Consider the following 17445-nt stretch of genomic DNA (forward strand, 5'->3'; position numbering starts at 1 on the left):
TGAAATTATGTTTTTATAATTTCATGAAAAACTACAGGACAATTTTCATGTCGGCAACCGGCAAAGCAGTGTTTCAGTCACCAACACAGGGTCAGCGCGTGGTCAGTCACGCAGCCAAGGAAGGTCTTGGCGCTGATAGCGATGCGCACGGAAGATTGCGTTGTTTTCCCCTGGCAAATAGCTGCGCGAAGGCGCATCGGGATAGCTGGCGAAGAACGGATTGACGTATTCCCAGACCACTTCACCTGCCTGGTTCACTTCGAACAAGCGGCCGAAGTTGGCCTCGGTCACCAGCGTGTTGCCGTTGTGCAAGCGTTGTGCGCCCCCCATGAACGGGGTGAAAAAGGCATAGCCCGGGGTGTCGGCGTATTGCCATTCGATACGTTGAGTCACTGGGTTGATTTCGACGATGCGCGAGTGCGGCATGCTGATGTGCGGACGGAAGATGCCGTTGTCGAATACCAGCACATTGCCGTTTTCCAGTTCGCTCGGGCAATGTTGCTGCGCGACCAGATCGTGGCCCAGACGCCACAACACTTCACCGCTGGCACGTTGCACGGCGATCACCGAGGAGACACTGCGCAGGCTGAGAATCACCTTGCCGTCGCGCCCCGGCGTCACTGCGTTGGTCATTGGCCAGTGATGACGTTCGAAGCACTCGTGCAGCGGGTAGTCTTCAGGTCGCAGGTGTTCCCAGCTGCGCCACTCCCAAAGCACATTGCCCTGGCGATCGACTTCCTTGACCACATCGGCATAAATCACTCCGCCCGGCGCCTCGCTACCGGGAATCCCGCCGACTACGCGACGCGCCAGCTCCGCGCTTAACGGCTCGGCGGTGGTGTACAGCAGGTTGCCGTTGTCCAGCCATTGCGCGTCGTGGTGATGAAGCAGATCGGTGTGTTCCCAGACCACTTCGCCTTCAGGAGTGACTTCGCTGAACGCACCGCCATGCCACACCGACCAGCCTGGAAACAGATCCGGCGAATCAGGGTGATTGCCGTTGTAGCCAAGGTTGCCATTGCGCAGGATCACTGCGTCGCGGCCGGGGCGTTGCGGCAGTTTCCAGCGATGGACGATCTCGCCGTCAAGGTCGATCAAGTACACATTGCCATCCGCAGTTTGCGGGGCGAACAAGGTGTAACCGCCGGCGCTGCGGGCATGATCGACAGCGATCAAACCGGTTTTCTGGCGTTTGAGGGTGGTGCGTTCCAGATTGGGCATAGCTTTTCTCCAGGCGTATAAATCCCGGCCGACAGCAAAGCGGCAAGGCGAGGTCGAAGGGGTTGTTAAGGCGTTGGTAGCAAGGTGTTGAAGCGGTCGTCGAATATCTTCTCGACCTGCAACGGGCGTGGGATCAGGCGCTCGGCGGCAAACATGTCCGCCAACCTCTGTTGCGACATGATGACCGAGGGCTGGATCGGCACGTAGCGAAGGTCTTCATGCGCGAGCATTTCTTGCACCAGTGCGACCGGTAGACGCGTGGTTTGCGCGAATACATCGGCCCAGTCTGCGGGGTGCGCGGTGGCCCAGTCTTGGGCGCGCGCCAGTCTGGCCAGCAGATCCCCGACCTGCCCCGCTCGCTCGGGGTCTTTCAGTGCGCGCTTGCTGGCGACCGTGAAGTTCAGACCGGTTTCCGGCCAGGCGCTGCCGTCCAGCAGAATCCGCGCTCCTCGGGAAGTGGCCTGTCCAACAAACGGATACCACACCGACCAGGCTTCGAGTTTGCCGCTGGCAAAGGCATTCTGCGCATCCACCGGGCTGACGTAGGCAATGTTCACGTCGCGCGGCGTGAGACCCGTCTGATGCAACGCCGCCAACAACAAATAATGGCCGCTGCTGCCTTTGGCCACGGCGATTCGTTGCCCTTTGAGATCCGCCACCGTCCGGGCACTGGAACCGTCAGGCACCAGCAACGCGTTATTGTTTTGCGCGCCACTCGCGACGCCGATGATGCGAATGTCGAAACCGCCAGCCTGAGCGAACACTGGCGGCGCATTGCCTACCACGCCGGCATCGATCGCCCCGGCGCTGAGCGCTTCGAGCATGGTTGTGCCGGCCAGGAACGGGTGCCACGAAAGCGAGTAAGCCAGATCCTTGTCCTCTCCCGCTGCATGCAGCAAGGCCTGAGTCAGGCCGCTTTGATCGCCCATCTTCAACGGCTCGCTCGCGGCGGAAGCAGGATGGGCGAGCAACAATGCCGCGCAGCACAACAGGGCTTTAAGCCTTGCAGTCAGCGGGTGCTTGGCAGCAGGAGGTTTTAGCGGCATTGTCGTGCTCTCATTTATGCATTGATTTCAGTATGTCGAGGCCCGCCGTGCCGCTCCATGCCAAACACCCCTCCTTTGCTGCCATGACGGACATTTCGCCGCCGCTTCCGCGGACGGTTGTAGTGCTGGCGTTCGATGATCTGTTGCTGCTCAATGCGGCCGGACCGCTTGAGGTGTTTGCCGCGATACCACGGGTTTTGGCGGGTTCCTTCAGCGCGAATCCGCCTTATCGCTTGCTGGTCGCCTCGCCGCAAGGTGGTCAGGTCATGTCGATCTCGGGCATCACCGTGACCACCTGTTCGCTTGAGCAGATCGACCAGATGGCATCCGTAATCGATACGCTGATTGTCGCGGGCGGGCCGGGGATGGCAGCCCTCGAAGCCGATGAGCACGCCTGTGACTGGTTGCGCGGACGCGCCGCGCAGATCCGCCGGCTTTGCTCGATTGGCACGGGCACGTTTGCGCTTGCCGCCGCCGGCCTGCTCGATGGTCGAAAAGTCGTGACTCACTGGAAGTTTGCCGAGGAATTACAGGCGCGCTACCCGGCGGTGTTATGCCAAACCGATACGCTCTATCTGCATGACGACAACCTCTGGACTTGCGGCGGTGCCACGGCAGGAATTGATCTGGCGCTTGGCCTGGTCGAGCAGGACCTCGGCGCCCACGCGGCGTTGGCACTGGCGCGTTACTTCACCGTGTTTCTGTGGCGCAGCGCAGAACAACCGCAACTCAGTGCTTCGCTTAACGCCCAGTCCAAGTCCTTGCGCACCGATCCGGACGTGCGCATTGCGCGCCTGCATGCGTGGATTGCCGGGAATCTCAACGGTGATTTGCGAGTCGAACGGCTGGCCGAGCAATTCGGTATGAGCCCACGTCACTTTGCTCGTGCGTATCTTGCCGCTACCGGCGAAACACCCGCGCAAGCCGTGGAGAACTTGCGCCTTGAAGCCGCCAGCCAACTACTGAAAACCACCCGAGAACCGATCAAGCGAATTGCCGAAACCGTCGGTTTTGGTCGTGAGGAACGCATGCGGCGGGTCTTTCAAAAGCAGCTGGGTACCAGTCCGCAGAGTTATCGCAGCCAGACTCAGCCGGTTTCGTCTGCGCGCCAGACCGTCCGCAGTCCCTCTTCGACGATGGGCATTGCGCTGGAAGGATTGGCCCAGTAGCGCCACGCGATACGCTCAAACTCCGCTCCAGCCTTTTTCGACTAACGTGAAGGGGTGCTTTTGCCTGATTCACTTCCCCTGAATGCTGGAGTCTGAACATGAAAACCATCGTTTCCTGGCTGTCGATTACGCTGTTGGGTCTGGCGCTTGGCGCCTGTGTTGCAGTCGGTGCCTCAAGCGGCGGCGGCGGTGAAATGGAAATTCGCTCGGGGAAAATCGAGCAGATCACCCAGACCCAGATGCAGACCAACCACGACAGCGGTGTCGGCGCGATATTGGGAGGTATCGGCGGGCTCGGGCTCGGCAGTCTGATCGGGCATGGCACCGGCCGCGATGTGGCAATGCTCGCTGGCGCACTCGCCGGTGCAGCAGGCGGCAATTACGCGGAAAAACGCAAATACGATCAGCCCCTCGATGCCCAACAGATCATCGTCAGAACCAACAGCGGTGTATTGGTCTCGGTGACTCAACCGATCAATCCATCGTTGGCAAAAGGCATGAGCGTGTATGTCGAAGGCGCCGGCAGCGAGGCACGGGTAGTCGCGCAGCACTAGATCGGGGGATGGACGAAAGGGATATTGAACGGCAAATCGTTACTGCGCAGGCAGATGCATCGACTTGATTGATCAGTAATGGCCACAGGGACCGGCCACGTTGTTTTTTCGTCGGTTTCCAACCCCAGCGAGGGAAAAAGCCATGAGCGAACCAAAAACCCCTGTCGGTTTAAATGAAGACATCTGCGTTCATATCTTTACCGCGTCAGCCGCCATGGTGGGCGTATGCATTACGGTTATCGGGATTTTTCAAGTCGTCACGACGTTACGAAAAGAGGGCACGATTGGCGATGACTTGCTCGCAATCAACGCCATCTTTTACTTGATTACTACCCTGCTTTCCTACTGGGCCTTGCGCACCCGACAGTTGAACCGCAATCACTTGTTGGAAAAGGTTATCGACGGTCTTTTCCTGTTCGCCCTGACCTGCACGACATTTATCGCCGGCTTTATCACGTGGGCCATCACCTTTACGACATGACGGGAAAACGTTTCGAGAGTGTCTCGGCCAAATGCGAGATGACAATCCCGTTCCGAGGCGATTATCAAATGACCAACCTCGCTCATGCTACCGCGGCCCAATTCCTGGCACACGCGTTCCACCGTCGGGCGTTCGCACCCGGCCAGCACTGCGCCGGCCGCCCCTCTTCCACGATGGGCATTGCCCTGGAAGGATTGGCCCAGTAGCGCCATGGGATATGCTCAAACTCCGCTCCAGCCTGAGGGCTATTTCAGCTAAACCAAAACGCAGCTTTGCTCAAAGCTCAAACGCGGTCCTTTAGGACGAACTTTCTCTCTGTCGCCATAGCCAAGACTGCAGAGAAAATTGCTTTTCCAGCGACCGTCCGGGAAGAATTCATGATCAAGCCTGGCGCTATCGAAACCGGACATGGGGCCGCAATCCAATCCTAGCGCCCGCGCGGCCAATATCAGGTAAGCGCCCTGCAAGCTGCCGTTACGAAAAGCTATCGTAGCGGCTGCTGCAGGATCATCGCGCAGCATGGCTGCCAGGTCGTACGCAGAGAACAACTGGGGAAGAAACTCAATAAATTGCGTATCGATGGCGATAATCACCGTCACTGGCGCCGCCAGAACTTTCTCGCCATTAGCACCCTTGAGTGCCGGAAGCATACGTTGCTTGCCCTCCTCCGACTGCACAAAGAGAAACCGCGCAGGGTTGCAGTTGTTGGCGGTCGGGCCTTGCCTGAGCACTTCGTAAAGACGCTTGAGCAACCCATCATCAACGGGCTTTTCCAGCCAGCCGTTGTGTGACCGAGCGGTTAAAAAAAGTTGATCAATGGCTTGATCGCTAAGCGTTTCGTTCAAGATTTCATCCCTCTTAATGTTCGGCGTCTGTGAATACAGGCTTGAACATTAAGGTCGGGCTGATTTCTTCGAAAGACGGCAAAATCTGCAGGGTGTTACCTAAAAGGTATACGTGCGCCTGCTGCCGCAGAATCTACAGTTTTTCGTTGTTATCCAGTGCTGCCTGCTCGGCCATGTCGTGGAGAAACTGCGCGGCCGGGGTCAAGGGCAATTCTGTGTGGTAAACCGAGCAAATGGGCGGTGCATCGGGGATGCCCGTTACCATGATTCGGCTCAGCAAATTGGTCGAATTGATAAACCCGAGCCATTGTTCCGGCAACGGCGCAAGCAGATCGGATGAGGAAACAATGCTGGTCACGCTCATGCTCGAGGTGGCCTGCATGACGATATTGGGCGATGGCAGCCCGGCGAGTTTGAAAACGCTGAGCACTTCATCGTCGATGTTTTCCGCAACCGGGGTGGTCAGCCATTCGGCGTCAATCAGCTCTTCCAGCGTGGTTGCATGCTGCAAGGGATGACCGCGCCGGCCGACGATGATTCGGCGGTTAATCATCAACGGTTTGATGCTCATGTTGGTGTGCTGCTGCGGTTTGGTCACGGGGCCGAAATAAAGATCGATCAAGCCATCGCGGATATCGGCCTCCAGCATGGGATAGGTGCCTTCAATCACCTTTACGCGGACACCGGGAAAGCGCCGGCGAAAACGATCCAGGGTCAGGGGCAACAGTCCCATCAACGCTGCGCCTGAGCAGGCGACAACGATAGAACCTTTATCAACGCCACGATGTTGATCCAGCTCATCAAGAGTGCGCTGGTACTCGGCCTGTATCGCTTTGGCACGCCGCACGAACAATTCGCCCGCCTTGGTCGGCACCATTCCTAACCTGCCTCGCTCGAACAGGGTTACGCCCAACTCCTCTTCCAGTTCCTTAAGGCTTCGCGACACGACCGGCTGAGCGAGGCCCAGACTCCGTGCGGCGGCGCGCAGGCTGCCGCGTTCAACGACCGCTACGACGTTGCGAAAGTGGTGCATTTTCATCGCGTGACAGCCTCCCGAGGCAAAAGAGAAAGGCTGCTGGGGTATATACCTTTCAGGTAACACCCTAAGTGTTTTGCCATCTTTCGACAAGATCAGCCGCGCTCTACAGTTTCCACCGTAGTGCCGGTTCTCGCGACTTTGCTCACCGGGCAGAAGACCGTGGATATGTCCACGCAGAACCGGCGCAACCTCAAGACAGAGGTGCTTCTTACAACAACAGTCTGACCCAGATGAGAATGTCGAAAAATGGCCTGTATTTCGAAAGCGCTAATTGTAGGTGGTGGAGTTGCGGGACTGTCGGCGGCGATCGCCTTGTCCCGCCTCGGTGTGCATTGCGAAGTGGTCGAACTCCACGGCAAGCCTGACGGCGCCTCGATGGCCTTGTCCGGTCGTGCGGCCGAAGCCCTGTTTGAACTTGGGGTGTACCAAGAGTGCTGCGACACCGGCAGAACTTTCGCTGCTGATTCGACTGCTGCCTCGCTCTACGCCGCTGACGGGCAACTGCTCCGCGCGGCACCTCGCAGACCAGAATGGCCAGGTTCGAAGGATGGCGTTGCCGTATTCCGTCCTGCGTTTGCGCAGATTCTGGAAAACACCGCAAACTCGCTGTGCAGCATTCGCAAAGGCCTGACGATCACTGCCATCGACGACAGTGGCGATTCAGCGCTGGTGACTTTTTCCGATGGTGAAACTCGCGCATTCGATCTGGTGATCGGAGCTGACGGTATCCACTCTCACACCCGCAAAATGGTTTTCCCCGAGATTGGCGAGCCTGAGTACTCGGGCCAGATCAGCATTCGCTGGATGGTTCCTGGCCCGGCCATCGAGGGCGAAGGCTGGTACACAAGCGATGTCGGCAAAGTAGGCTTCTACCATCTGCCGCATCAAAACCTGACGTATGTCCCGGCCGTGCTGACGATTCCCGAGCGCACATGGCTGAGCGACGCCGATGTGCTCGGGCTCTTTACACGCTTGCTGGATTCGATTTCAGCGGCACCGATCAAGCACCTTCAAGAGCGTCTCAAGTCAGACTCCGCACTGATCGGGCGCCCGTTCGACTGGATTCTCGTCCCGGATCAATGGCATCGCGGTCGCACCCTGTTGATCGGTGACGCCGCCCACGCAACCACCGCGCATTTGGGTATGGGCGCCGGCATGGCGCTCGAAGACGCAGTAGTGCTGGGCCAGTGCATTGCAACCGCCACCTCATTGCCAGAAGCACTCGATGCGTTCATGCAACGCCGTTTCGAGCGGGTAAAAACCGTCGTCGACAGCAGCGTCAAGCTCTCGCAACTGGAACAAAGGAAAGCGCCTCCCACCGAAAACGGCGCGGTGATGATGGCTGCCTTGACGGCTATTTCGCAACCTTACTGAGTAACCCCGCACAACCTGAGAAAACGTTTTTCTCAACTCATTTTCCACCCGACCGGAAGCGTTTTTTCCATGACCAACAAGAACAAGGCAAACGCGCAGGACATCACCGAGATCAGCCAGTTGCTGTTGAACTGGGGGTTCTTTCGCGACCATAAAATGTGGGACGAATTGCGCTCGACGTTCGTCGATGACGGGACCATCCATCTAACCTGGTACATCGGTTCGATTCAGGGCTTTGTCGAAGGCTCGAAAGGCATGTCGAAGAGCCCGGTGAAAACCATGCACGTGATGAAACCTTCGATCATCGACGTCAGCGCTGACCGTGCCATCGCGATCACGCCGGCATCGATCATGGCCCGCTCGGAAGTCGCCAGCCCCGGTCTGGATCTGACGTCAGAGGCGCTGTTCTACGACTTCATCGTCAAGGACAACGGCAACTGGAAGATCTCCCGCCGCTACTGCATCTATCAGAAAGACCGCCTCGACAGCATCGAGCCATCGCTGGTGTTCTGGTTCAAAAGCCTGTGGATGGACACCAGCCAGTTCGACCCGGCATACAAATACCTGGGCTTCATGCTGAACAAAACCGGTTTCGCCGTTCAGCCCGGGCAATACGTCGACAACACCGAAGCGACCCATCAACTGTATGCCGAAGGCAAAGCCTGGCTTGCTGAGGCAAGGGCATTGCAACCCGCTTGATGCTGCACCCGCTAGCCGGCAATGACGCTGTTCGACACCAACAACAATAAACAGCCAGCCTTTCAGGCGTCCGGCATCGCCGAATCTGAAAGGCCCAGGCTCAACAGGAAGCGTGCGATGACAATCATAACCAAGGGGGCCGGTCTGCTGCCCTCGATTGACGAAATGCCCATGAGCCGCGCCCAGATTCTGGTGCTGTGCCTATCCGTATTGCTGGCTGCACTCGACGGTTACGACGTATTGGCGACCGCGTTCACCGCGCCGGCGTTGAGCGTGGCCTGGAACATCGATAAAGCTGCGCTGGGGATGCTGCTTTCCAGCGGCCTGGTTGGCATGGCAATCGGTGCTTTGGCGCTGTCGCCGCTCGCAGATGTATGGGGGCGTCGACCATTGGTGTTTGGTGGTCTCGCGCTGATGATCGGCGGCTCGCTGCTCTCGGCTTTTTGCGAAAATATCCAGACCCTGGCGGCGTGCCGGGTAATCACCGGAATGGGCATCGGCGTGATGGTGCCCCTGACGATGTCGATTTCCGCAGAGTTCTGTAACAGCCGTCGTCGGGCCTTCGCTGTCGCGATCACAACCGTTGGTTTTACTTTCGGCTCGATTCTGGGCGGCTTGATCGCGGCACCGCTGCTGACGCACTTTGGCTGGCACGCGGTGTACATCTCCGGCGCTGTCGCCGGCGCAATTGTGGTGCCGATTGTCATTTGGGTTTTGCCTGAATCCCCAGCGTATCTGCTCACCCGTCGTCCAGCCAACGCGCTGGCTCGCGTCAACCGTGTGCTTGCGCATCTAAAGCACCCTCCGCTGAGCGAACTGCCTGAGAAACGAGAATCGCAACGACCTTCCTACAAAGCGTTGTTTGGCCCGGAAATCATTGGTGTCACCGTGCGTCTGACGCTGATTTTCATGCTCGCGTCGACGACGATGTATTTCTTGCTCAACTGGATGCCTCAGTTCATCGCTGATGCCGGTTTTCCTCCGGCCACAGGCAGCCGTGTTTCGGCTGTCAGTCATGCCCTTGGGATGATCGGTGCGGTCGTACTCGGCGCGCTGGCAACTCGCGTAGGCGCCGGTCGGGTGGCTTCTTTCGGGATGATTGGCTTCGGTATCTTCGTCGGCGTGTTTGGCTTCACCCCGCCGGTGCTGACGACGTTGATTCTGGTGGCCGCCCTCGCCGGCTTCTGCATCTCCGGCGCTACCGGAGTGTTTTACGCGACCATGGCTTCGGCCTTCCCTCCCCATACCCGTGTGACTGGCATCGGCTTCATTCTTGGCGTCGGCCGCGTGTCCAGCGTTGTCGGTCCTGCACTGGCTGGCTGGATGTTCGCTTCTGGGTTTTCTCGTGGCCAGGTGTCGCTGTTCTTTGCGGCTGCGCCGATTCTTGCCGGTTTGATCCTGCTGTCCATGCCCAAGTCAAAGGACAACGCAGCGCAGCCCGTCGTGGCACATCCGCGCCCGTGACGATGAGCCCATTACCGAACAATTCAACACATCAAAATTCAATGCGTAGGAATCAACATGAAACTTGCTTCGTATCTCGTAGAAGGTCGTGAACGTTTTGGTCTGGTACGTGCCGATGGCATCATCGATCTCAGCTCGCGCCTTCCGGAAGTGGCTAGCCTGAAAGCTCTGTTAGAACATGGCCTGGCCTGCCTCGACAACCTTACCCTGCCGAGTCAGGTCGACTACACGTTGAGTCAGGTCAGTCTGCTGCCGGTGATCACCAACCCGGGCGCAATTTTCTGCATGGGCATGAACACTCACTCGCATTGTGCGGAAGTAGCGCAGTTCAGTGGGCATGAACATGTGCCGCCAAAGCCGTACATTTTCACTCGAACCGCCCGTTCGCACGTCGGCCATGCCACACCGATGGAAAAGCCTAACAACAGCCCGCTATACGACTTCGAAGGCGAAATCGCAATTATCATCGGCAAACTTGGCCGGCACATCAGTGAGGCCGACGCCCTCAGTCATGTCGCCGGTTACGCCTGCTACAACGACGGTTCGTTGCGTGATTATCAATGCCACTCGCCAATGTTCACCGCAGGTAAAAACTTTCCTAAATCCGGCGCGTTCGGCCCGTGGATGGTCACTGCCGATGAAATCACCGACCCGACGACGTTGACGCTTACTACGCGCTTGAACGGCAACGTGGTGCAGGAAATGCCCTACGCGGACCTGATCTACAATTTCCCGCAGATCATCAGCTACATTTCCGAATTTACCGAGCTGCAACCGGGTGATGTCATCGTTACCGGCTCTGCCGCAGGCGTGGGTTTGTTCCGTAAACCGCAACTGTGGATGCAGGAAGGCGACATCTGTGAAGTGGAAATAGCCGGTGTCGGCGTACTGCGTAACTCGATCATTGGCAGCCAGGGCATCAACCGTGCGCCGGTGAGCAAAACCGATCCGGTGGCAGCCTTCAAAGAAGCGCTGGAAATCTACAAGAGCCATTAAGCCAACAGGTCTGCACGAGGACAGTGGCGGTAATTTTATGTGGCGGAGTGAGTACGATGTTTCGTAAAACAGCAGTAGGCGTAGTTGTTGTAGTAGCCGTCCTGGCTGGTGTGGCCTTTTTCATGCCGAGGCCCTCTCCGCCCGTTCTTGCCAAGTTACTGACCATGTATGCGACGGTAGCGCCCATCACGGTTCATCCCGTCAGTGAGGGCATTTATTACGTCAGCGGTGGCATGGCCAATAGCGGGATTATCGTGGCGAACTCGAGTGTCATCCTCGTCGACGCGCAGATGTTCGCTCCAGCAGCGAAGAAAGTCCTGAAGGCCATTGCGCAAATCACGCCCAAACCCGTGAGCACCATCATCCTCACCCACAGCGATCCAGACCACGTCAACGGCTTGCCGGCTTATCCGCGTGGCCTGGAGATCATCGCGCAGGAAAACACCGGGCCGGAAATGCAGGAAGCCCTGCAAAACCCGTTGATGAATACCACGACCACGCCGGCAGAGTTAAAGGACTACTTGCCCACAAAAACCGTTAAAGACAGCGAGACCATTGTCGTCGACGGCGTGACGCTGCAACTGATGCACTTGGCTCCCGCGCATACTGACAGTGATTTGATCATCTACCTGCCGGCGCAAGATGTTGTATTCACCGGCGATATCCTCGCCCCGGACTTCAGCCAATACCCTGGCATCCACCTCAACAAGCACGGTTCATCCCTCGGCTGGATCAAAACCATGCAAGCGCTGATTGCACTGAATGCGCAGGTTTATGTGTCAGGCCATGGTCAGCCGCTCAAGCGCGCGGATCTGCAAGAGCGCCTGCAAATCGCGATGTCGCGTCGAGCCGAGATCGAACAACTGGTGGCGCAACATAAAACCCTCGATGAAGTGAAAGCGGCGCTCAACGATCCGCCGCCAAGAGGACTGGCGAAAATGTTCCCGACGTTCACTGAAACGACGTACCAGGAATTGACGCAGCAATAAATCCCTACCTCGTCGCAGCCCCCCTCCGAAAACCCGAAACGCTCGCTATCGATTGGTTCGGGCCGCCTCACGGCTCAGCAACATCCAATAAAAATAATCGAACTCTGTAATGGCGGAACTTCACATGCAATTTCAACATTTCGATTTGAATCTCCTGCGCTCCCTCGATGCTTTTCTTACCGAACGCAACGTCACCCGGGCGGCCGAAAGGCTCTTCGTCACGCAGCAAGCGATGAGTGCTTCACTGCGCCGCTTGCGCGAACATTTCGATGATGAACTTTTGGTGCGTGTCGGTCGCAATTTCGAACTGACACCTCTGGCAACAGCGTTGATGGAACCGGTGAAAACCTCGTTATCGAGCATTCAAACGGCACTGCAAGTTCGACCGAAGTTCGACCCGAAAACCGAGCAACGACACTTCAAAGTGGCAATGACGGATTACGCGGCAATGGTGCTGATGCCGAGCGTGCTGCGTCTGCTGCTGCAATCCGCACCGCATACAGTGATCCATGTTGAGCGTCTGGATGCCGACAGTTACAACCGTCTGGAGCGTGGCGATCTGGACTTTTGCGTGGGTCTGATCGACTGGGACAACCACAAGGTCTACAAACCCAGCGAACACTTTCGGATCGAAGGCTTGTTCCGTGATGACTTTGTCTGTGTAGTCGACCCTGCGCATTTCGACGCGACCAATGACATCACGCTGGAACAGTACATTGGTGCGCCGCATGGCCAGGTGTCGTTTGGCAGCGATTGGCGCACTTTGATTGATCGCGGCTGGCTGCGTGCCGGCATCGAACCGCGCATCGTCACCAAGGCGCCAAGCTTTTCCAGCCTGATCATGATGCTGCCTGGCACACCGCTGGTTGCGACTATTCATCGCCGAATGGCACAAGCCATGGCCCACGCGCTGAATCTGAAAATCATGGAGTGCCCGATTGAAATCAGACCGCTGGAAGAGTCGCTGGTGTGGCTGGACCGCAATGACTCTGATCCCGGACATAGTTTTATCCGGGACCTGTTCAAGGATGCGGGTCGGAAAATCTGATATTCCAGCCAATGAAAAAGCCGTCTTTCGACGGCTTTTTTTGCGACTGTAATACGGCTTAGAAGTTGAACAACAATCCCAACTTGAACGTCAGCGCGTGGTTGATATCGGCAGTAAACGAAGGATCTTTGGTGTACCCCACGGCTGAAGACAGATAGACGCCGCGGGTAACGTGCATCGCATATGCCGCCGTAGCACTCAATTGCGTAGAGGCAGTGTCGATTCTGCGGGCGGCCAACGTATCCTGGGCTTCCTGACTGAACACGTTTTTGCCTACGACAAAGGAAACCTTGTCCAAAGGACGCGACTTGAACGGGCCATAGTAGTACATGCGCGCCTCATAGTTCTGGGTGTACAGGTTGACATCGGAAGGCGCGTACATCGCCGATGCACCTACATAGAGACCATGAACCGGAATGCTCTTGTCGGGCTGAGTGACTTGGTAGTCCGCCAATGCCCAGTAGGCTTTGTTGGATTCTTCGCCACCTTCAAAGGCTTTATATTTGGTCGGGTTCGAGACACCGCCCGCACGAACCCACAGCCGGTTACCGCCGGGTGTAGGTTTGCGATCTATACCCACTTCACTGACGTAAAGAACTTTGGCGTCTTCCATCGAAGCATCCAGACCGATGCCGTTGTTCTCGACTTCATACACCCGCCCATTCGGCGAAACGCTGCGCTGCACGCCACCGCGCGCATAGAAACCATCCTCGCCCTTATAGGCCAGGTTGACCATCGGCGGCGTGGTTACCGGATCACTCAAACCGGCCTCTACCGGGATCACCGAACCGAGGGTATTGGTCAGCGTCGCGTCACCACCGGTGAATAAACCGACATAGGTATACAAGTTCGGCTCGAAACCTGCCTTCAACTCAACTTTCTTGTCGAGAAAAGTTTGAAAGTAACTCAGGCAGGCGACCGCCGTGTTGTTCGGTGGGTTGCCTGCAACAGAAGAGTTGGTCGAGTTTACGCACGCCATGATCTTGGAGTTCGGCAGCCCCAAGTCGTCCAGACCATAAACAAAGTCAATAAAGTAGGTGCCGGCCATTAAATCGCCGCCCTGCCCGACATAACTGTCTTTGGGTTTATTGTTGTTCTGATTAAAGTCTGTGATGCCGTTAATCACAATACGTGGCTCGATGCCGATATTGTGTTTAGCCAATTCACTGCGCCAACTGCCGCTGTCCGCCAGAATAGAGTCCTGTAACGGCGGGAACCGGGTCGTCAAGCCTTGGGCTTGCCATGTCAGTGAGTTGATTTTCGCCCACTCGGCGTCACTGGTTTGTCCATCTGCTGCCAAGCCCAGACTCGCATAGCACGTCAAGGCTGCACCGGCCGCGCAGCAATACGCCAAATTCTTCATACAACTCCCCTATTATTTTTGTGATAAGGATGTCTTCAAAGACAAACATTTATTTTTTTGGATTTATTAATCAGAACTTGAAGCCATCCATGGGCCTCTGTCACTAAAACGGGAACTTCGCGCTCATATAACGAGCGCTTATCGAATAGTCTCGTTTCAGCCGGGACTTGGGAAATCACATGTGCTTGTTGATGGCATCAGCTTTACTTGTGACTGACCGGTACTGTCATGGATAGATGAGTAAAGATCGGCAATTGGAAAATAAAATGTGGCGAGGGAGCTTGCTCCCGCTGGGGCGCGTAGCGGCCCTTTCCTTATAAGAAAGGCCTGCTGCGCAGTCCAAAGTGAGCGAGCTCCCTCGCCACAGATGCAGGATCGAAAATGATTTAGAGAACGTTGCTCAGATCGAGCTGAACGATGCGCGCAGCTTCTTCGTGGCTCACACCCAGGCCTCGAAGCACGTATTGCACTGCGCTTTCAACGGCAGACACAGGACGAGTCCCGGTCAAAACCTGACGTAGTAGAAACAGCATGCCGCCAATAATGCAGTCCACTGTGGCATCGACATCCACAACGTCAAAGTCGTTGGACTCGTTGCCGATCCTGATGTCACGCGCCAAGGGTTTACCCATGATCGCCAGCATGTCGTTGATGCTGTAAATCGAGTACACCAGAAACCAGCCCCAGATCGGGTCGCAAATTCCACGGTGTACGCAGAGACGGAAATTGGTGCCGACGATCTCGGCGATGCCGGTGGTCGGAGTGACAGCAGCTTCAAACGCTTCGACCAGCAACTGCGCGTCGTCGATAAACACCGCGCGGGCGATTTCTTCCTTGCTGGAGAAGTAGTTGTAGAACGAACCGAAGGACAGCTCGGCCTCTTCGGTGATGTCGTTGATCGTCGTTGCTTCGATGCCCTTGCCGGCCATGACGGTGCGCGCCGCACGCAAGAGTTTGTTGCGCGTGCGCAGTCGGGCTTTCTCATTGATGCGCGGCTTTTTGACTTCCGTCGTCGGCACAGCATCATCAGCGACTTTTTCTGGCGAGGGGGCAGCGGTTTTTGAGCGCTTTGGCGATCGCGGTGAAGGCGCTGCTATTTCATTCATTGGGGTGACCGAGAGGTGACTTTTTCAATGGGGCCAAGCATACCCGATTCAACTGTCACCAGACAGAAACCGGGCTTTAGAACCCCGCCGCTGCGGCTGACGGGGTTTGTGACAGGCAATGACCCAGCGTTAAAACGCGACGTTGTCACGCCCTTTCAAGCCCATGATCTCACGCGCCTCATCCGGGGTAGCCACGCTGAAGCCCAGCGATTCGATCACCGATTTTATCGCTGCAACCTGCTCGGCATTGCTTTGCGCCAGTCGGCCTTTAGCGGCCCAGAGGTTGTCTTCGAGGCCCACACGTACGTGCCCGCCCATCAACAGAGACTGCGTGACAATGCGCGTTTGATGAGCGCCCGCGCCCAACACCGACCAGTTGTAAGTGTCACCAAACAGGCGGTCAGCGGTGCGCTTCATGTGCATGACATCTTCCGGGTGCGCACCGATGCCGCCACGGATACCGAACACCGACTGAATGAACAGCGGGTCTTTGACCAATTGGCGGTCACGAAAATGCGCTGCCGTGTAGAGGTGGCCGATGTCGTAGCATTCGATTTCGAAGCGCGTGTCGTTCTGCGCGCAGGTGCCGAGAATGTGCGCAATGTCCTTGAAGGTGTTGCGGAAGATGCGCTCGTCGCTGGCCTCCAGGAACGGCTGTTCCCAGTCATGTTTGAACTCTTTGAAGCGCTGCAGCAGTTCATAGGTGCCGAAGTTCATCGAGCCCATGTTCAACGAAGCGACTTCGGGCTTGAAACGCATGACCGGTTGCAGCCGTTCTTCGATGGTCATGGCCGGCGAGCCACCGGTCGTGAGGTTGATTACGACGTCCGACTCTTGTTTGATCTGTGGCAGAAACTGCTCGAACAGATTCGGATCCTGGCTCGGAATTCCGGTCTCTGGGTCACGGGCATGCAGGTGGACAACCGATGCGCCCGCCTCTGCCGCTTCAATCGAGGCGCGGGCAATTTGATCGGGCGTAATCGGCAGGAACGGCGACATCGACGGCGTGTGAACAGAGCCAGTGATGGCGCAGGTGATGATAATTTTCGACGCTTTGGCAGCCATGGGGATTTCCTTGTAGGTTTTTTTGGAGAGGTCAGCGGGTCAGGCGAGGAATTCAGGCGACAGCGGCGGTGCCCATTGCGAGAGACCGTCGAGGCTCAGCGGCTCATGGGTGACCGGGGTCGTGTCGTTGACCAGATCACCGTCCGTCCAGTGCTCAATCTTGTTGCCGGCCGGGTCCAGCCAGTAATCGAAGATCTGGCTGCCCTGCACATGCCGGCCAATGCCCCAAGAGTGGTTGTATTGTTTTTGCGTGAGGAACTGGCTTCCGCAAGCCACATCGTCCCAATCCAGCACTTCGAATGCGCAGTGGTCGAACGCCGGTTCTTCGGCGCCCATGTTGATCAACGCAACGGTGTGGTGGTCGGTGAACTCGTCCCCCAGCCCGCAGTGCATAAAGGTTGCGACGGTGTTTTCCGGGGCTTCGGCGAAGTAGCTGTCGGACACACGGAAGCCCAACAGGTCCTGATAGAAACTGAACATCGCCGCGAAATTGACCGTCTTCAACACCACATGGCCAAGGCGCATGACGTGCGAAGGCTGGATGTCGATGCGATTTGTTTTGCCGAGGCGCGGGCGTTGTTCAGCGTTGTTCAGCAACAGCGGCGGCCGTGCAGTCTGTGGCGCAATCACGTCGCCGGCGTGAAGCAAATCCACGCGCAGGCCATCTGGGTCTTGTAGCGTCAGCACCCAGCCAGTGCCGAGTTCGGTGTTTTCACAGATGTCGCTGTTGAAGTGAGTGGCAACGCGTTTCAAATCATCAAAACTGGCGATTTGAAAACCTATGCCCAGCGCTTTTTTCGGGCCGCGTTGTGCGATGTAGGCCGGGTAACCACCCTTATAAGTTGCCATCTGCAAAGTGTCGGCAGTTCGAACGTGCGGCAGCAGTCCGAAATCGCGCAAAAACTGTTCTTGAGCGTCAAGATCTTCGACCTGGTAACGAACATAGGCGATATCACGTACAGCAATCATGGCGTGCTCCTTTTGTA

Annotated in this window: 17 protein-coding genes; 9 read left to right on the top strand and 8 right to left on the bottom strand. The window is 56.9% G+C overall.

Annotated elements, in window-relative coordinates:
* Nucleotides 1–102 precede the first annotated feature (102 nt).
* Nucleotides 103–1221: an aryl-sulfate sulfotransferase gene (locus ACIOZM_RS00380; RefSeq protein WP_401208090.1), complete on the bottom strand. Its 1119-nt coding sequence runs from the start codon at nt 1219–1221 to the stop codon at nt 103–105.
* 65 nt (nt 1222–1286) lie between these two features.
* Nucleotides 1287–2267 (bottom strand): ABC transporter substrate-binding protein, encoded by a 981-nt coding sequence (locus tag ACIOZM_RS00385; protein WP_401208093.1) that lies wholly within the window; start codon nt 2265–2267, stop codon nt 1287–1289.
* Between the two features lie 122 nt (nt 2268–2389).
* Between ACIOZM_RS00385 and ACIOZM_RS00390 the strand changes: the two genes are divergently transcribed.
* The 3 genes from ACIOZM_RS00390 to ACIOZM_RS00400 all read left to right on the top strand — a co-directional run bounded on the left by ACIOZM_RS00390 (nt 2390) and on the right by ACIOZM_RS00400 (nt 4471).
* Nucleotides 2390–3436 (top strand): GlxA family transcriptional regulator, encoded by a 1047-nt coding sequence (locus tag ACIOZM_RS00390; protein ID WP_401208096.1) that lies wholly within the window; start codon nt 2390–2392, stop codon nt 3434–3436.
* Between the two features lie 98 nt (nt 3437–3534).
* Nucleotides 3535–3990 carry a glycine zipper 2TM domain-containing protein gene (locus ACIOZM_RS00395; RefSeq protein WP_401208099.1) on the top strand — a complete coding sequence of 152 codons (456 nt, stop codon included), beginning with the start codon at nt 3535–3537 and terminating at the stop codon, nt 3988–3990.
* A 142-nt stretch (nt 3991–4132) separates the two neighbouring features.
* A complete protein-coding gene (locus ACIOZM_RS00400; protein WP_401208106.1) occupies nt 4133–4471 on the top strand; it encodes a hypothetical protein in 339 nt (112 codons plus the stop codon).
* Nucleotides 4472–4725: 254 nt separating this feature from the next.
* Here the strand turns inward: ACIOZM_RS00400 and ACIOZM_RS00405 are convergent, their stop codons facing one another.
* Together ACIOZM_RS00405 and ACIOZM_RS00410 are read right to left on the bottom strand one after the other, a co-directional pair.
* Nucleotides 4726–5316 (bottom strand): malonic semialdehyde reductase, encoded by a 591-nt coding sequence (locus ACIOZM_RS00405; RefSeq protein WP_401208109.1) that lies wholly within the window; start codon nt 5314–5316, stop codon nt 4726–4728.
* A 133-nt stretch (nt 5317–5449) separates the two neighbouring features.
* Entirely contained in the window at nt 5450–6445 is a 996-nt protein-coding gene (locus tag ACIOZM_RS00410) for a LysR family transcriptional regulator (RefSeq protein ID WP_401208112.1), read from the bottom strand.
* Nucleotides 6446–6601: 156 nt separating this feature from the next.
* On the opposite strand from ACIOZM_RS00410, the gene ACIOZM_RS00415 reads away from it, so the two are divergent.
* The 6 genes from ACIOZM_RS00415 (at nt 6602) to ACIOZM_RS00440 (ending at nt 12925) form a co-directional block, all read left to right on the top strand.
* Entirely contained in the window at nt 6602–7729 is a 1128-nt protein-coding gene (locus ACIOZM_RS00415; protein WP_401208115.1) for an FAD-dependent monooxygenase, read from the top strand.
* Between the two features lie 69 nt (nt 7730–7798).
* Entirely contained in the window at nt 7799–8428 is a 630-nt protein-coding gene (locus ACIOZM_RS00420; RefSeq protein ID WP_401208118.1) for a nuclear transport factor 2 family protein, read from the top strand.
* A 117-nt stretch (nt 8429–8545) separates the two neighbouring features.
* Nucleotides 8546–9892 carry an MFS transporter gene (locus ACIOZM_RS00425; RefSeq protein ID WP_401208121.1) on the top strand — a complete coding sequence of 449 codons (1347 nt, stop codon included), beginning with the start codon at nt 8546–8548 and terminating at the stop codon, nt 9890–9892.
* Between the two features lie 57 nt (nt 9893–9949).
* Nucleotides 9950–10888 carry a fumarylacetoacetate hydrolase family protein gene (locus ACIOZM_RS00430; RefSeq protein ID WP_401208124.1) on the top strand — a complete coding sequence of 313 codons (939 nt, stop codon included), beginning with the start codon at nt 9950–9952 and terminating at the stop codon, nt 10886–10888.
* Nucleotides 10889–10911: 23 nt separating this feature from the next.
* Nucleotides 10912–11877, top strand: a complete 966-nt coding sequence (locus ACIOZM_RS00435; protein ID WP_401208127.1) for an MBL fold metallo-hydrolase — start codon at nt 10912–10914, stop codon at nt 11875–11877.
* A 124-nt stretch (nt 11878–12001) separates the two neighbouring features.
* On the top strand, nt 12002–12925 hold the full coding sequence (locus tag ACIOZM_RS00440; RefSeq protein ID WP_401208129.1) for a LysR family transcriptional regulator: 924 nt from the start codon (nt 12002–12004) through the stop codon (nt 12923–12925).
* A 58-nt stretch (nt 12926–12983) separates the two neighbouring features.
* Here ACIOZM_RS00440 and ACIOZM_RS00445 read toward each other — a convergent pair whose 3' ends face one another.
* The 4 genes from ACIOZM_RS00445 to ACIOZM_RS00460 all read right to left on the bottom strand — a co-directional run bounded on the left by ACIOZM_RS00445 (nt 12984) and on the right by ACIOZM_RS00460 (nt 17428).
* Nucleotides 12984–14288, bottom strand: a complete 1305-nt coding sequence (locus tag ACIOZM_RS00445) for a carbohydrate porin (RefSeq protein WP_401208132.1) — start codon at nt 14286–14288, stop codon at nt 12984–12986.
* 386 nt (nt 14289–14674) lie between these two features.
* Entirely contained in the window at nt 14675–15307 is a 633-nt protein-coding gene (locus tag ACIOZM_RS00450; protein ID WP_401208134.1) for a TetR/AcrR family transcriptional regulator, read from the bottom strand.
* Nucleotides 15308–15523: 216 nt separating this feature from the next.
* Nucleotides 15524–16459 carry a 3-keto-5-aminohexanoate cleavage protein gene (locus ACIOZM_RS00455; RefSeq protein WP_401208137.1) on the bottom strand — a complete coding sequence of 312 codons (936 nt, stop codon included), beginning with the start codon at nt 16457–16459 and terminating at the stop codon, nt 15524–15526.
* A 39-nt stretch (nt 16460–16498) separates the two neighbouring features.
* Nucleotides 16499–17428, bottom strand: coding sequence for a VOC family protein (locus ACIOZM_RS00460; protein ID WP_401208140.1), 930 nt, complete (start codon nt 17426–17428; stop codon nt 16499–16501).
* Nucleotides 17429–17445 lie beyond the last annotated feature (17 nt).

The sequence above is a fragment of the Pseudomonas sp. NPDC087346 genome (assembly GCF_044744235.1).
In the GTDB taxonomy this organism is placed as follows: Bacteria; Pseudomonadota; Gammaproteobacteria; order Pseudomonadales; family Pseudomonadaceae; genus Aquipseudomonas.

Coding starts and splice junctions, on each gene's coding strand:
- ACIOZM_RS00415 (WP_401208115.1), top strand. CDS start 6,602: ATGGCCTGTATTTCGAAAGCGCTAATTGTAGGTGGTGGAGTTGCGGGA.
- ACIOZM_RS00460 (WP_401208140.1), bottom strand. CDS start 17,428: ATGATTGCTGTACGTGATATCGCCTATGTTCGTTACCAGGTCGAAGAT.
- ACIOZM_RS00400 (WP_401208106.1), top strand. CDS start 4,133: ATGAGCGAACCAAAAACCCCTGTCGGTTTAAATGAAGACATCTGCGTT.
- ACIOZM_RS00440 (WP_401208129.1), top strand. CDS start 12,002: ATGCAATTTCAACATTTCGATTTGAATCTCCTGCGCTCCCTCGATGCT.
- ACIOZM_RS00430 (WP_401208124.1), top strand. CDS start 9,950: ATGAAACTTGCTTCGTATCTCGTAGAAGGTCGTGAACGTTTTGGTCTG.
- ACIOZM_RS00395 (WP_401208099.1), top strand. CDS start 3,535: ATGAAAACCATCGTTTCCTGGCTGTCGATTACGCTGTTGGGTCTGGCG.
- ACIOZM_RS00455 (WP_401208137.1), bottom strand. CDS start 16,459: ATGGCTGCCAAAGCGTCGAAAATTATCATCACCTGCGCCATCACTGGC.
- ACIOZM_RS00445 (WP_401208132.1), bottom strand. CDS start 14,288: ATGAAGAATTTGGCGTATTGCTGCGCGGCCGGTGCAGCCTTGACGTGC.
- ACIOZM_RS00380 (WP_401208090.1), bottom strand. CDS start 1,221: ATGCCCAATCTGGAACGCACCACCCTCAAACGCCAGAAAACCGGTTTG.
- ACIOZM_RS00385 (WP_401208093.1), bottom strand. CDS start 2,267: ATGCCGCTAAAACCTCCTGCTGCCAAGCACCCGCTGACTGCAAGGCTT.
- ACIOZM_RS00420 (WP_401208118.1), top strand. CDS start 7,799: ATGACCAACAAGAACAAGGCAAACGCGCAGGACATCACCGAGATCAGC.
- ACIOZM_RS00425 (WP_401208121.1), top strand. CDS start 8,546: ATGACAATCATAACCAAGGGGGCCGGTCTGCTGCCCTCGATTGACGAA.